Annotated in this window: 13 protein-coding genes and 1 pseudogene; 8 read left to right on the top strand and 6 right to left on the bottom strand. The window is 62.0% G+C overall.

The window, feature by feature from the left end; all coding sequences use genetic code 11:
• A partial coding sequence (locus E5W70_RS25550; RefSeq protein ID WP_292663712.1) for a PAS domain-containing protein occupies positions 1-811 on the bottom strand: 811 nt, incomplete at its 3' end.
• Positions 812-850: 39 nt separating this feature from the next.
• Entirely contained in the window at positions 851-1,630 is a 780-nt protein-coding gene (locus E5W70_RS25555) for a response regulator transcription factor (protein ID WP_292663735.1), read from the bottom strand.
• 46 nt (positions 1,631-1,676) lie between these two features.
• On the opposite strand from E5W70_RS25555, the gene E5W70_RS25560 reads away from it, so the two are divergent.
• Positions 1,677-2,363 (top strand): response regulator transcription factor, encoded by a 687-nt coding sequence (locus E5W70_RS25560; RefSeq protein WP_292663715.1) that lies wholly within the window; start codon positions 1,677-1,679, stop codon positions 2,361-2,363.
• 75 nt (positions 2,364-2,438) lie between these two features.
• On the opposite strand, the gene E5W70_RS25565 is transcribed toward E5W70_RS25560, so the two are convergent.
• Positions 2,439-2,606, bottom strand: coding sequence for a hypothetical protein (locus E5W70_RS25565; protein WP_023721318.1), 168 nt, complete (start codon positions 2,604-2,606; stop codon positions 2,439-2,441).
• Between the two features lie 601 nt (positions 2,607-3,207).
• Here E5W70_RS25565 and E5W70_RS25570 point away from each other — a divergent pair.
• On the top strand, positions 3,208-3,672 hold the full coding sequence (locus E5W70_RS25570) for a L,D-transpeptidase (protein ID WP_292663719.1): 465 nt from the start codon (positions 3,208-3,210) through the stop codon (positions 3,670-3,672).
• A gap of 59 nt (positions 3,673-3,731) precedes the next feature.
• On the opposite strand, the gene E5W70_RS25575 is transcribed toward E5W70_RS25570, so the two are convergent.
• Together E5W70_RS25575 and E5W70_RS25580 are read right to left on the bottom strand one after the other, a co-directional pair.
• The gene (locus E5W70_RS25575) at positions 3,732-6,866 is read right to left on the bottom strand and encodes an efflux RND transporter permease subunit (protein WP_292663721.1); all 3,135 of its coding nucleotides are present in this window, start codon (positions 6,864-6,866) and stop codon (positions 3,732-3,734) included.
• Positions 6,863-8,128, bottom strand: coding sequence for an efflux RND transporter periplasmic adaptor subunit (locus tag E5W70_RS25580; protein WP_292663737.1), 1,266 nt, complete (start codon positions 8,126-8,128; stop codon positions 6,863-6,865). The genes E5W70_RS25575 and E5W70_RS25580 overlap by 4 nt, the downstream gene beginning before the upstream one ends.
• Before the next feature lie 144 nt (positions 8,129-8,272).
• Here E5W70_RS25580 and E5W70_RS25585 point away from each other — a divergent pair, with 144 nt between their 5' ends.
• The 5 genes from E5W70_RS25585 (at position 8,273) to E5W70_RS25605 (ending at position 12,904) form a co-directional block, all read left to right on the top strand.
• Entirely contained in the window at positions 8,273-8,809 is a 537-nt protein-coding gene (locus tag E5W70_RS25585; RefSeq protein WP_292663723.1) for a TetR/AcrR family transcriptional regulator, read from the top strand.
• 145 nt (positions 8,810-8,954) lie between these two features.
• Positions 8,955-10,559: an inorganic phosphate transporter gene (locus E5W70_RS25590; RefSeq protein ID WP_292663725.1), complete on the top strand. Its 1,605-nt coding sequence runs from the start codon at positions 8,955-8,957 to the stop codon at positions 10,557-10,559.
• Positions 10,560-10,646: 87 nt separating this feature from the next.
• On the top strand, positions 10,647-11,672 hold the full coding sequence (locus tag E5W70_RS25595) for a transporter (protein WP_292663727.1): 1,026 nt from the start codon (positions 10,647-10,649) through the stop codon (positions 11,670-11,672).
• Positions 11,673-11,839: 167 nt separating this feature from the next.
• Positions 11,840-12,484 carry a carbonic anhydrase gene (locus tag E5W70_RS25600; protein ID WP_292663729.1) on the top strand — a complete coding sequence of 215 codons (645 nt, stop codon included), beginning with the start codon at positions 11,840-11,842 and terminating at the stop codon, positions 12,482-12,484.
• A 9-nt stretch (positions 12,485-12,493) separates the two neighbouring features.
• On the top strand, positions 12,494-12,904 hold the full coding sequence (locus E5W70_RS25605; RefSeq protein WP_292663731.1) for a nuclear transport factor 2 family protein: 411 nt from the start codon (positions 12,494-12,496) through the stop codon (positions 12,902-12,904).
• A gap of 100 nt (positions 12,905-13,004) precedes the next feature.
• On the opposite strand, the gene E5W70_RS25610 is transcribed toward E5W70_RS25605, so the two are convergent.
• Positions 13,005-13,355 carry a hypothetical protein gene (locus tag E5W70_RS25610; RefSeq protein ID WP_292663733.1) on the bottom strand — a complete coding sequence of 117 codons (351 nt, stop codon included), beginning with the start codon at positions 13,353-13,355 and terminating at the stop codon, positions 13,005-13,007.
• 330 nt (positions 13,356-13,685) lie between these two features.
• Here E5W70_RS25610 and E5W70_RS25615 point away from each other — a divergent pair.
• Positions 13,686-13,925, top strand: a pseudogene (locus E5W70_RS25615) (peptidase M3); the annotation flags it as partial.

Here is a 13,925-nt window from a genome sequence, read left to right on the forward strand (position 1 = left end):
GCCGATGGTCGGCCAGCGGCGCGCCGCGGCCCGACATGTATTCGGCACCCGACGCATAGCCTTTGCGGTAATATTCCGGCACGACCGTGTCGAGCAGGTCCTTGCCGAGGATATCGCTGCGCCGATAGCCGAACATCTTCTCGGCCGCCGGATTGAATTCGATGATCGAGCCGGTCTCGTCGATGACGATGATGGCGTCGAGCGAGGCCTGCAGCATGGTGCGGCGAATGACGTCGCTGGCATGCGCGTCGGAGGGCGACCGTTCGATGGCATCGCCGATGGCGAGTGCCACCATGTGCAGCGCCGCCTCTTCCTGGTCGGTCCATTCTCGCTCGTCGATGCAGTCGTTGACCGCCAGCGTGCCCCACAAATTGCCGTGCGAAAAGACCGACACCGACAGGAACGACTTGATGTTCTGCTTTTCGAAATCCGTCCGCAGAAAGCCTTCGAGATCGCGTGTGTGCCCGGCGAATATCTTGCCTTGGCGCTCGTCCTCCGCCAGCTGTTCCAGCAATGGGTCCGAATCGACGACCGACTGCATGATGACGGTCGGTGACGCCAGTACGCCGCCAAACCGGGGGGCGATCCAATAAGCGGCGACCGACTGGGCGAAGCCCTGACCGGGCAGTTCGCGCAGGCGAAACAGGATGCCGCGGTGACAATCCATGGCTTCGCAAAGCGTTTGGAGGATACCCTCCATCTCGCGCTGCCAGTCGCCGGCTTCGCGCAGCCGGCGAACCACATGCACGGCCGCCATCGCCGCGCCCTGCCTGGCGCCCTGCGTGTCCGCGCGTGCTGTTTCAGCCGTCATGGTCATTTCCTGGCCGTGGCTTGCTCAAGCCGCCGGGCCTCAGTTGTTTTCGCCGGCTGGCAGCGAGAAGATATAGCCTTCGCCGCGCACCGTGCGCAGGAATTTCGGATTGGCCGGATCCGCCTCGATCTTCTTTCTCAGCCGCATGATGCGGATGTCGACGGCGCGGGATGATTCCGGGTCCTCGACGAAACCGATCGCCTCGGAGATCGCCGCCCGCGTCAACAGCCGGTTGGCGCGCGTCAGGAACACCTCCAGCACGTCGAACTCGCTCTTGGCCATGTCGATGACCGCGCCGTTGGCACCGGTGACGAGCCTGCCGTCGAGATCGGCGTGAAAGGCGCCGAAGCTCACGGACCGGCGGCCACCGGATGTTTCAGCCTTGGTTTTTTGTGGCTCGGTCGGCGCCGGAACGCGACGCAGCACGCTGCGCACCCTGGCCAGCACTTCGCGCAATTCGTAAGGCTTGACGATGTAGTCGTCGGCGCCGAGCTCCAGTCCGACGATGCGGTCGAGCGCGGTACCGGCGGCCGTCGCATAGATGATGCCGATCGGCATTTTCGACCGCATCCAGCGGCCGAGCGACAGGCCGTCCTCGCCCGGCATGGCGATGTCGAGAATGGCCAGATGGAAGGACTGGGCTTCCAACAGGTTTCGCGCCGCCGCCGCACTTTCGGCCGTGGCCACATCATAGCCGCTGGCGCCGAGATATTCGGCGACCGCGTCCCTCAGGTCGGGCTCGTCCTCGACAATGACAATTCGTGCCCGCACGATGCTTTCGCTCCCGCTTTCAGCGGAAAGTAGATTGGGTATAAACATGATGTCCAGCACTCTTCTTGGGTTGCCGTATGCGGGGTAGAAAAACATGGCTGCACGATCCGTCATCGCGCTTGTTTCCGTCGCTGAAGTAATTGCGACCGATCTCGCCGATCATCTCGAGCGACGCGGTCATGACGTCCGCGCCGCGCGACAGCCGTGGGAAGCCGAATCGCTGCTTTCGGAAAAGGGTATCGATGTCGTGGTTGTCGGCGACAGCGTCAGCCAGGCGGAGGGGCGTGACCTGCTCCGGCGACATGGCGGCGAAGGTGGACCGGATTTCATCCTGATCTGCCGCCCGGCCGATCTGGTCGACAAGGTGCTGGCGCTCGAGCTCGGCGCCGCCGACGTCGTCGAAAGCCCGCTCAATGTCAGGGAGCTTGCCGCCCGCGTTGGCGGCCTGCTGGCTCGGCGCGGCAGGAGCGCCGGGGAATTGATCGTGCTGGAGAACGCGACCGTCGATCTTAGATCGGCCATCGTCATGCACCGCTCGGGCACGGAAGAACAGCTGTCCCCCGGGCAGGTGGCGCTGCTCAGGCTGTTCCTGGCCAGCCCGCGCAAGGTGCTGACGCGGGACGACATCATCGCCGCCGCGCCCGCCGAAAATGCCGAAGCCTTCGACCGGTCGATCGATTCGCGCATCGTGCGGTTGCGCCGCAAGCTCGATACCGAAACCATCACCACCATACGAGGTGCGGGTTACCGGTTCGATCCGCCGACGCAATTCGCCGATTGAAGGCAGGACAGCGACCCTTTTGTCTTGAGCATCGGGTTTCCCAAAACCGGTTTCCACTTTGGGGTCCGATGCTCTTCAGCGCACCACGAGAAGCGACGGGCCGGACGGCATGTCACTGTTCGTGCTGACCTCGCCGGCATGGGCACGTTCCTTCAGCAGCACGGTGGCGAGGCCGGCAATGCCGAGCAGGCCCTGCACGTAGAGCAGGGCAGAAAGCACGGAAGCGGCGAATTTTGTTTTCATCCTGTTCGTTCCTCAAAATTGGAATTTGCGGGCACTTCAGGGGAACCCCCGAAGCGCCCGCGCCGCCAGCGGAGCCCCCCGTTGCGGCGCGGGCCTTCGGTCCTCTCGGCTGCAAGTTGCCGGAGGCGCCGCGCATCCTCAACGGCCCTAAGCCGCCCCCGCCAGAGGGGCTTGAGCCGGTCGACGCGCAGGCTGGAAACTGTCCAGACCATCCATACCGTAGCGAAAACAGTGTTGGCTTCCGATCGTTCGTTGCCCGCTGTTTTCGTTAGGTCAACTTTGCCTGTTCGCTGTATCCGGATCATGCCGCCGAGGCCGCACTTTGTTGCAGCTCGGTTTCGCAGTCAGGTGAATTCCTCTCAAACGAAAAGCAATCGCGTATTCGTGCCGCGGTTTGGCCGATCCGCCTAGGCAAACACGCCACCGTCACAACGATGTCGTGCAACTGCAAGCCGCTTTTCACGGGACCTTTTCTGTTAACCAGGGGAAACAGAATCGAAACACAAACGAGCATCTAGCGAAATCGGCTTGAAACATGACGTCCCGATAAGCCGGTCATCGAATTGAGCCGGCCCCGACCGGCAGAATAAGGGGGAACATCATGTGCACTGCCATTTCCGCCAAGCTCATCAACATCGCCGCCGCCGTCATCACCGGTACTGCCTTGCTTGTCAGTGCCGGCAACGGCGCAGCCCACGCCGCTGCCAACAAGATCGTCGCGCGTGTGTCACTGTCACAGCAGACCATGGAAATCCTGGTCGACGGCCGGCCGACATTCGCCTGGAAGGTCTCGACCGGCGACAGGACGCACGTCACGCCGACCGGTTCGTTCAAGCCGACCCGCATGCATGAAATGTGGTATTCGAAGAAATACGACAACGCCCCGATGCCGCATTCGGTGTTCTTCAGCGGCGGCTACGCCGTACATGCGACAAGCGCCATCAAGCGCCTCGGCCAGCCGGCCTCGCATGGCTGCGTGCGTCTGCATCCAGACAACGCCGCCGATTTCTACCAGCTCGTCGAGGTCTTCGGCCCGGCCAACACCAGCATCGTCATCGTCAAATGAGCGATGCCTCTCGTCGCTCTCAAAAAGGCCGGAGATCCGGCCTTCTTTATTAGCGGAATCTAATCTGGCATTACTGGCATCAGCTTCGGATCCGGCTTTTCGGCATGATGCGGCAGGTCCTTGCTGGCGATAAAGGTGTAGAACATCGGCACCACGAACAGCGTGAACATGGTTCCGACCAGGATGCCGGTGAAGATCACCAGGCCCATCGAATAGCGTGCCGCGGCACCAGCGCCGCTGGAGATGATCAGCGGCACCACGCCGAGCGCCATCGCCGCCGTCGTCATCAGGATCGGCCGCAGCCGCACCCTGGCCGAGGCGATGATCGCATCACGCCGCCGCATGCCATGCATTTCACGCTGCTGGTTGGCGAACTCGACCAGAAGGATGCCGTGCTTGGTGATCAGGCCGATCAGCGTGATCAAGCCGACCTGGGTGTAGATGTTGAGCGTCGCGGGTGGAATGCTGAACTGCAAGCCGCTGATCATGAAAATCATATTGAGATTCGGAAACATGTTGAGCGGCAATATGGCGCCGAAGATCGACAGCGGAACCGACATCATGATGATCAGCGGATCGCGGAAGCTTTCGAACTGCGCCGCCAGCACCAGGTAGATGACGAGCACAGCCGCCGCGAAGGCGATGATGATCGTGTAGCCCTGTTGCTTCTCCTGCCGCGACTGGCCGGTATAGTCGATGAAGAACGTGTCGGGCAGGCTTTCCCTGGCAATGTCCTCGATGGTCTTCAGCCCGTCACCGGTGGTGACGGTGGGCAATGGCAGAGCGGAAATCGTGGCGGAGTTCAACTGGTTGAACTGCTCGATGGCGGCCGGCGACGCGTTGGTCGAGATCTTCACCACCGCCGAGAGCGGCACCATCTCGCCCGACACGCTGCGCACGAAATACTCGCCCAGCTTTTCGGGATTGTCGCGGAATTGCTGCGGTACCTGCGGGATGATGTCGTAGCTGTTGGATTCGCGGTCGAATTGCGCCACCTCGGCGCCACCGACCAACAGGGTCAGCGTCCGGCCGATGTCGGCGATCGGCAGGTTGAGTGCCGCTGCGCGATCGCGGTCGATCGTCACCGTCACTTGCGGCGCGTCATAGGCCATCGAATTCTCCACCGCGAGGAAGCGACCGGAGGCCTGCGCCTTGTTCTTGATATTTTCCGCCGCCTCATAGACTTCGGATGCCTCGCCGGTCGAACGCACCACCATCGTGATCGGCAGGCCGCCGCCAGAGCCGGGCAGCGTCGGCGGCGCGAAGACGAAGGCCTTGACGCCCGCAACCTTGGCAAGGCGGGCGGTGATGTCTTCCTGAAGTTCCTTCGAGCTGCGCGCGCGCTCGGCCCAGTCCTTGAACGCAAAGCCGACGAAAGCGCTGTTCGTCGGGCCTTGGAACGCGACGGCGGAGAACCGCGCCCTGGTTTCGGGGATATCATTTACCAGCCCGAGAATCTGGTTCACATAGGTCTCGGTGTAGTCCGAGGTCGCATAGCGCGGCGCGTTCACAATAGACAGTAAGAACCCCTGGTCTTCTTCCGGCGCCAGTTCGCTCGAGGTCTTGGTGAACATGAAACCGGTCGTGGCGACCAGCGCCAGCACGATCATCAGCGTCACCGGGCGATAGTTCAGCGAACCGGTGACCAGCCGTTCATAGATGTGTTCGACGCGCCCGAACGTATTGTCGACAATGCGCTGGAAGCGGCTGTGCGAGCCGGACCTCAGGATACGTGCCGACATCATCGGCGTGATGGTGAGGGCGACAACACCCGAAAGCACCACCGAGCCGGCAAGCGTCACCGCGAATTCGCGAAACAGCGCGCCGGTCAGGCCGCCTGTGAAGGCCAGCGGCGCGAACACGGCGGCCAGCGTTATCGTCATGGCGACGACGGCGGACGAGATCTCTCGCATGCCGTTGAAGGCCGCCTGCATCGGCGACAAGCCGTCTTCCTCCATGTGGCGGTGGATGTTTTCCACCACCACGATGGCATCGTCGACGACGAGGCCGATTGCCAGCACCATGGCCAGCAACGATAAAAGGTTGATCGAATAACCCAAAGAAAACAGCAGGAAACAGACGCCGATCAGCGACAGCGGAATGGTCACGATCGGCATCAGCACCGAGCGGAACGAGCCGAGGAAGAGCAGGATAACTAGGATGACGATGGCGACCGCCTCGCCGATGGTCTTGAACACCTCCTCGATGGACGCGCTGATCTGCTCCGTCGAATCATAGACGATCTCCATCGTCATGCCGAGCGGCAGCGTCTCCTGGATGGTAGGCACAATCTTGTGGATTGCCGCCGCAGTGGTCAGCGGATTGGCGGCCGGCGTCGGGAAGATGGCGAGAAAGATGCCGGGCTTGCCGTTGAAGGTGACCCTGGTGTCGGTGTTCGCTGCGGCGAGTTCGACGCGGGCCACGTCGCGCAATCTCACCACATTGCCGTCTTTCGAGCGGAGCGGAAGGGCGGCGAAAGCCTCCGGCGTCTGCAGCGTCGAGCGAACAGTGATCGAAGAAACCACATATTCGTTTTCGGTGTCGCCCGGCGCGGAGAGGAAATTCGACTCGTTGATGGCGGCCAGCACTTCCGCCGCAGTCACGCCGCGCGCCGCCAGTTTGATCGGGTCGATCCAGACACGCATCGAATATTCGGCGGCGCCGAAAATCTGCACATCGGCGACACCTTCGACCGTCGAGATACGCGGCCGCACGACACGCTCGATATATTCGGTGAGCTGTTCCGGCGTCATGTTCGGATTCTGCATCGAGATGTACATCATCGCGAACTGCTGGCCGGTGCCCTTGACGATCACCGGGTCTTTGGTTTCGTCTGGCAGATCGCCGCGAACGCTCTGAACCTTCGACAACACTTCATTCAGCGCGACGTCGGGGTCGGAGCCGAGTTTCATCTGCACTGTCACGGTGCTGGACGACGGCCGGCTCGCCGACGTCACATAATCGATGTTTTCGGTCGAAGCGACGGCACGCGCGATCGGGGCGGAAATGAACCCCTGGATCAGGTCGGCGCTGGCGCCGGGATAGGCCGTGGTGATCGTGATGGCCGTTTCTTCAACCTCTGGATACTGCCGGATCGAAAGGTTGAAGATGCCCTGAAAACCCAGAAGCAGGATCATGCAGGCAAGCACGGTCGAAAGCACCGGGCGGCGGATGAAGAGGTCGGAAAAGCTCATTGCTGGGCTGCCTGCTGGTTCCCTGGCTTGCTCGGATCGATCGTGTTGTCGACGGCAACGGACATGCCGCTGGAGAGCCGGTTCTGGCCGGCGGTAACGATTTCGTCGCCGGGCGCGATGCCCTCCAGGATCTCGACCAGGCCGGCGTTGCGGCGGCCTGGCTTGACGAACACCTGGGCGAGCACGAGCTGCGGCTTCTGTTCTTCCGCTGCCGGTTTGGCTGGGGTAGCGGCCGGCTTTTCTTCGGGTTTTGCCGCGGGTGCTTCGGCTGCGGGCTTGGCAGCATCTGCAGCCGGCTTTTCTTCCGGCTTTGCCTCGGGAGCCGCGCCGTTGGCTTCGGCAGATTTGGCCGGGCGCACCACGAAGACGAAGTCACCGTACAAGCTGGAAGTCAGCGCCGTCTGCGGCAGCGCCAGCACGTTGTTCTCCTCGGGCAGTTCGACGCGCACCTGGACGAACTGGCCGGGCGTCAGCTTGCCTTCCGGATTGCCGACCTCCGCCCTCACCGTCACCAGCCGGCTGGTCGGGTCGATCTTCGGATCGATACCGCGGATGCTGCCGGCGAACGGCATGTCGCCGCCGCCGACGCCGAGCCGCACCGTCTGTCCGATCTTCAGCTGCGGAAGCTGCTGCTCCGGCACGGTGAAATCGACACGCATCGTATCCATGTCCTGCAAGGTCACGACGGCGGTGCCGGGTGTGAGATACTGCCCAAGGTCGATTTTCGGAATACCGACGGTACCCTTGAAGGGGGCCGTCAACTGCTTTTGGTCGAGCACCGCTTGCAGCTTGTTTACCTGCGCAGCGGAGACCGATGCCGCTGCCTGCGCCGTGTCGAGCGTAGCGTCGGTACCGACCCCACGCTTCTGCAGCTCGAGAGCGCGCATCAGCGTCGTCTGGTCGGATGTGGCTTGCGCCTTCGACGCCACGAGATCGGCTCGCTCGACGGCATCGTCGAGCTGCAGCAGCACGGCGTTGGCGGCGACCTTCTGATTGGCATGGAACAGGATGTCCTTGACGATGCCAGCGGTTTCGACCGTGAGGTCGACACCGCGCACGGCACTGACAGTGCCGATCGCCTCGATACCGGGCGTCCAGGACATCGGTTTGACGATGACTGTCGACACGGTCGCGGCCGGCGGCTTCATGGTGGCGAAGAACTGTTTGGTCGCCATGTCGTGAAATAGGTTGAACCCGACGATGCCGCCGCACACCAGCACGAGCAGAATGAAGGCGATGATGAAACGCTTGATCACGAACAGTCCCCTCGGCCATGGCCCAGTATAACGGTCGGACGACCGGAACACATACCTGTGACTGGTCCCAATTTCAAATGACGGCAATCTTACTGTACCGTCTGGACGGTATTATCAATTCCGCCTAAGCTAATGAATGGGGAACGCTTGATGAAGGCCCGCAGAGCAAATTCGCGCGAGAAGATTCTCGCCGCCGCCGCCGACGTGGCGCGCGAGACGGGTCCTGGCAGCCTGTCGCTGGATGCTGTCGCCAGCCGTGCCGGCGTGTCGAAAGGGGGTCTTCTCTACAATTTCCCGACCAAGGCGAAATTGATGCAGGCGCTGGTGGAGGATTACCTCAGCGCGTTCCAACAGGCGCTTGAGGCCGCCCGCACCAACGGCGTCAGCGGTGAGAGCCCGCTTGCGGCCTATATCAGGCTTTCGGCCGAGCATGCGGAGGAGTCGAAGCCCTCGGCGTCTTGGATATTTTCGGCGATTGCCGAGGATCCCGATTTCCTGACGCCGATAAAATCGTTCAGGCGGCAGCTGTTCCAGCGGCTGAAGGGGGAGACTCCTAACCTCAGGGCGCTGCTGGTCTGCTATCTCGCCATCGAAGGGCTTCGCAGCATGAACCTGTTCGGTTCGGACATTCTCTCCGCCGAAGAGCGCCGGCTGCTGATATCGACGCTGCTGGAGATCGCGGAATAGCCCAGGAATGCGCCGGACGGGTTCAGTTGCCTCGGTCGCTTCGATCGCCCGTTCGCGTCGACCCAAAGTGCCTGCCGTCACACAGGCTTCATTGTGCCGACATAGCGTCCTCCCATTCTTTGCTGCAACGCAGGAGGAGTGGCGTATGGTCGATATTGTTTCAAGCGAGGCAGGAATTCCAAGGCCGGAGCATCCGCTTGACCGGCCAAACGGCACCGGCAAATGGTTTCTGCCGGCCTTTGCCGTCATCATTCTGGGCGGCCTTGCCTATGTTGGCTACGCCCTCGGCCAGGACCTGACCAGCACCGTCGCGGTGCCGTGGATCCTGCTTGGGCTGGCGCTGCTGATCGCGCTCGGCTTCGAATTCGTCAACGGTTTCCACGACACCGCCAATGCGGTGGCAACCGTGATCTACACGCATTCCATGCCGGCCGAGCTTGCGGTGATGTGGTCCGGCTTCTTCAACTTCCTCGGCGTGCTTACCGCCAGCGGGGCGGTCGCCTTCGGCATCATATCGCTGCTGCCGGTCGAACTGATCCTTCAGGTCGGGTCGAGCGCGGGGCTAGCCATGGTCTTCGCGCTGCTGGTCGCAGCGATCATGTGGAACCTCGGAACCTGGTATCTCGGCCTGCCTGCCTCGAGCTCGCACACGCTGATCGGTTCGATCATCGGCGTCGGTCTCGCCAACCAGTTCATGGCCCCGGCCGGCTCCGTCACCAGCGGCGTCGACTGGTCACAGGCGTCCAATGTCGGCCTGTCGCTTCTGATCTCGCCGCTGGTCGGATTCGGCCTGGCTGCGCTGCTGCTTCTGGTGATGAAGCTGCTAGTCAGGAACCGCGAGCTCTACGAGGCGCCCAAGTCGAGCGCGCCGCCGCCACTGTGGATCCGGGCGCTGCTTATCTTCACCTGCACCGGCGTCAGCTTTGCCCACGGCTCCAATGACGGGCAAAAGGGCATGGGCCTCATCATGCTCATCCTGATCGGCGTGGTGCCGACCGCCTTCGCGCTCAACCGCACACCGGACGTGAACTATCTCGAAGCTTACAAATCCGCGGCGACGCAGGTCGAAACGGTACTCGCCAAATACGTCAAGCCCGGCGTCGCCGTAACCGACGCGGCGACCGCGGTAGGTGACGCCGTTCGCACCAAGACCTGGAAGGACGAGACCACGCCTGCCCTGCAGAGCTTCATCCACGACACCAGCGCCATGTTGTCGCCCTATCCGTCCGTGGAAAAGCTGCCGACAACGCTGGTCAGCAACGCCCCCAACAACATCTATCTTATCGGTGAAGCGCTGAAGCTGATCGACAAGAGGAAGCTGCTGCCGATGCAGGCAGACGACCTGAAGGCTGTGACGACCTATCATAAGGCCGTCGATAACGCGACGAAGTTCATCCCGCTCTGGGTCAAGGTCGCCATCGCGCTGGCGCTCGGCCTCGGCACCATGGTCGGCTGGAAGCGCATCGTCGTCACCGTCGGCGAGAAGATCGGCAAAAGCCATCTGACCTACGGCCAGGGTGCGTCCGCCGAGCTTGTCGCGATGGCGACGATCGCATCGGCCGACTATCTCGGCCTGCCGGTCTCGACCACTCATGTGCTGTCGTCGGGCGTTGCCGGCACGATGGCGGCGAATGGCTCGGGCCTGCAATGGTCGACGGTGCGCAACATGCTGATGGCCTGGATACTGACCCTTCCGGTCTCCATCTGTCTTGCCTTCGTGTTGTTCGTCATCTTCCGCCAGGTGTTCTGAGCGGGGGACAGGGCTTGACCGGAATGTCGCGGCGCCGGCTCCGGCGCCGCCCGGATCACCTGAACGTGCATCGTTTCGGCGGCGGCCATGAATGACGCATCGCATCTGACATTGCTTGCCGCGGACGATCAGCATCATGCTCCCGGGCTGGTCTGGGCCTATCGTGCCGCTCCCGGCAAAGCTCCCGAACCGCTGGCGCCCCGAGACATAGAAGCCGCGCTGGCCTTACCGGACGGCTGGGTCTGGCTGCATGTCGACCTTGTCGACCGGCGCGCCCATTCCTGGGTCAGCCATGCCTGCGCGCTGCCGGCGTCGGCTCATGCAATCCTCGAAGGACATGAGGACAGCCTGGTGCTGGCGCATGAGAATGGCGTCGTCCACGGCATTTCGGCCGATCTGCATGGCGAGATCGCCCATCAGTCGACGACCATCGGCAGATTGCATTTTGCGGTCTCGGAGCGGCTGCTGGTCACCGGCCGCCGGCATCCGCTGGCGGCGGTGGAGGAAGTGCACACTGCCCTTGCCGCGGGGCTGCGGCCAGCCACGGCATTCGAGCTGTTCGAAACGCTGGTCATGGCTTTTTGCAAGACCACCAGCCTGCGGCTCGCCGCGGCGACGAAGCGGCTGGATGCAGTCGAGGATCATCTCGTGACCGAGCGGCTTGCCGACGAAAGACGGCAGCTGAAGGATGTACGCCGCCTTGCCGTATCCCTGCATCGGCCGATCTCGGCCCTGGCAGCGCTTTTCCAGGATGAAGACCGTTCCGCCTGGAACCTTTCCGCCGGCGCACATGAAGTTCTGCGCCGGCTTGCTGCGCGCCTTGAACGGCTCGACCGCGAGGTCGTCATGATCAACGACCGGGCAAGGCTGCTGCAGGAGGAGCTTGCGGCTGAGCTTGCCGACGAATCGAACCGCAGCCTCAAGGCGCTGGCAGTGATGAGCGCGCTGCTTTTGCCGGGCACCCTGATCGTCGGCATATTCGGCATGAACACCGGCGGGCTGCCGTTTGCCGAGAGCCCCAGCGGCTTCTTCCTGGCGATGCTGCTGGCGGTCGGCGCGACCGGCCTGTTCTACTGGCTTCTGCTACGCGCCGGCGCCAATCTGCGGTTCTGAGGCCGATTAATGGCGGCGTTCGTTCGCTTGTATGCAAAGTACGGGCTGGCACGTCGAAACCACGCCATCCCGCCTTCCGAAAATCGGTTCCGATTTTCGGGCCGATGCGCTAGAGCCTTTCGGGATTGAACCGTGCCTTTAACCCGGAAAGGCTCCCACCGCTGCCCATGCCTCACCTTCCCGAGCATCTTCTCACCGGCTACCGCAACTTCATGAGCGGTCGGTATCTCACCGAAAGCGGGCGTTATCGCGCGCTGGCGCGGGAGGGCCAGGCACCGGAAACTATGATCGTCGCCTGCTGCGATTCCCGCGCCGCGCCTGAAGCGATCTTCGATGCCGGGCCAGGCGAGTTGTTCGTGCTGCGCAATGTCGGCAATCTGGTGCCGCCCTATGCGCCCGACGATCAGTTCCACTCGACATCGGCGGCGCTCGAATTTGCCGTGCAGAGCCTCAAGGTCAAGAACATCGTGGTGATGGGCCACGGCCGCTGCGGCGGCATCCGCGCGGCACTCGACACCACGGCCGCGCCGTTGTCGCCGGGTGATTTCATCGGCAAATGGATGAGCCTGATCGCGCCGGCGGCCGAGACCGTATCGTCGAGCACGTTCATGACCGCGACCGAGCGCCAGACGGCGCTGGAGCGCATCTCGATCCGTTATTCCCTTGCCAATCTGCGCACCTTCCCTTGCGTCTCGATCCTCGAAGGCAAGGGCCGGCTATCACTGCACGGCGCCTGGTTCGATATTTCGACCGGCGAGCTTTGGGTGATGAACAAGGACACCGGCGATTTCGAACGGCCGGAGACGGAGTAGAGGCCAGGCATGGTGCGCACTCGGGTTGCGTTCGCAGCGGCAGCGCTGCTCTGCTCGGCAATTGTCGCCCGTGCCGACGACGGCGCGATCATCGACCGCTGGTATTCGGCACTGCTCGTCGCCGACCGCAGCGAATTGTCGGACCTGCTCGCCGACAACGTCCGCATCAAGCTCGACGATCTCGGCGTCGTGCAAAGCAAGCAGGAATTCATCGCCTCGATCGCAGAGTGGCAAGGCGCCGTCGCCGGGGCCGAAATCCGCCACCGGATCGAGAAATCGGAGGGCGGCGTCACCACTGTGATCGCCTGCTATGATTTTCCCAGCAACGACATGCTGATGCAGGAGACCTTTGCGGTCGCCAACGACCAGATCACCGCCAGTTCGCAAGCCGCGATCGCCGAAAACTGCGACGGCTACTGAGGAAATTTTCGCCCAGGCTTCTTGGGGACGGGCGCTGGAATTGCCGATGTTATTTCGCGTCTAAAAAGTACACTGTCACTGTACGCTTCGTCTGTCGAACTCATTTGTGTTTCTTGCTGCCGACCATATCCCACCACAGCAGGCAGCCGATAGCCATAACGGCCAGCCCAACACCGATGGCAAATGCGTACGGCAAGATGAAATCATGGAGTAAGCTAACCGAGCCGCCCGGAATCGGCAAAAACAACGAGAAAAAAATCGTCAGTTCGAGCGCATAGACCAAGGAAGCAGCAGCAAACTTGCGAGTTGCCATGCTAACAATTGGATACAAAGATGCCAATACAAATATCAGTAAGACAAGTTTCAAAGTGTTAAACGGAGCTATCGAAAGGATGGCCACATTCCATGTGGCGATAGCTGCCGAGGTAGCTAATATTATTGCTCGTGACATTGGTTGTTGCTAGTCTGATTTCTTTCCATCTTCGACCACCTCTGTGTCTCTCTTTCTCTGCGGCCGCGTCTGGGAATGACAGTGAATTACGGTGACAGTGCACCTTTTGCTGCATGGCGCATGAGCGGGCATTCTCCGTTCGCATACGTTTCTGTCGAAGAAAAAAGCAGGCTACAAGATAATAATCTTGGTGGGCATAAAATTCGGCTCGAATGATAACTCACGGCACCATGTGGGCACGCTTTCAGCGCTAACCGGGCGCTGTTGCGTGGAGCCGGCCGGCGCCTTACATCGGTGACGATCCGCTTCTCCCGCCCACTCAGCGAAAGTTTGCCCATGCCGTCCACCGTCGACCTCGCCGCCCATCCGCTGACCGCGTGGCAAGGGCCGCTCGGCCTGCCCGATTTCACCAGCATCGGCGACGGCGATTTTTCTCCAGTCTTCGACGCGGCCCTGAAAGCACATGAAGCCGAGATCGAGGCGATTGCCGGCAACACCGGGACGCCGACGATCGAAAACACGCTTGCCGCGCTCGAGCTTGCCGGCGAGGCGCTCGACCATGTCTCCTCG

Origin of the sequence: Mesorhizobium sp. (genome assembly GCF_005063415.1) — a bacterium.
Taxonomy (GTDB): Bacteria; Pseudomonadota; Alphaproteobacteria; order Rhizobiales; family Rhizobiaceae; genus Mesorhizobium.

What these genes read in the sequence shown, in the direction of transcription:
- E5W70_RS25565 (WP_023721318.1), bottom strand. Translation starts at nt 2,606, where the DNA reads ATGAAAACAAAATTCGCCGCTTCCGTGCTTTCTGCCCTGCTCTACGTG.
- E5W70_RS25570 (WP_292663719.1), top strand. Translation starts at nt 3,208, where the DNA reads ATGTGCACTGCCATTTCCGCCAAGCTCATCAACATCGCCGCCGCCGTC.
- E5W70_RS25555 (WP_292663735.1), bottom strand. Translation starts at nt 1,630, where the DNA reads ATGTTTATACCCAATCTACTTTCCGCTGAAAGCGGGAGCGAAAGCATC.
- E5W70_RS25605 (WP_292663731.1), top strand. Translation starts at nt 12,494, where the DNA reads ATGGTGCGCACTCGGGTTGCGTTCGCAGCGGCAGCGCTGCTCTGCTCG.
- E5W70_RS25560 (WP_292663715.1), top strand. Translation starts at nt 1,677, where the DNA reads ATGGCTGCACGATCCGTCATCGCGCTTGTTTCCGTCGCTGAAGTAATT.
- E5W70_RS25600 (WP_292663729.1), top strand. Translation starts at nt 11,840, where the DNA reads ATGCCTCACCTTCCCGAGCATCTTCTCACCGGCTACCGCAACTTCATG.
- E5W70_RS25610 (WP_292663733.1), bottom strand. Translation starts at nt 13,355, where the DNA reads ATGTCACGAGCAATAATATTAGCTACCTCGGCAGCTATCGCCACATGG.
- E5W70_RS25590 (WP_292663725.1), top strand. Translation starts at nt 8,955, where the DNA reads ATGGTCGATATTGTTTCAAGCGAGGCAGGAATTCCAAGGCCGGAGCAT.
- E5W70_RS25585 (WP_292663723.1), top strand. Translation starts at nt 8,273, where the DNA reads ATGAAGGCCCGCAGAGCAAATTCGCGCGAGAAGATTCTCGCCGCCGCC.
- E5W70_RS25595 (WP_292663727.1), top strand. Translation starts at nt 10,647, where the DNA reads ATGAATGACGCATCGCATCTGACATTGCTTGCCGCGGACGATCAGCAT.
- E5W70_RS25575 (WP_292663721.1), bottom strand. Translation starts at nt 6,866, where the DNA reads ATGAGCTTTTCCGACCTCTTCATCCGCCGCCCGGTGCTTTCGACCGTG.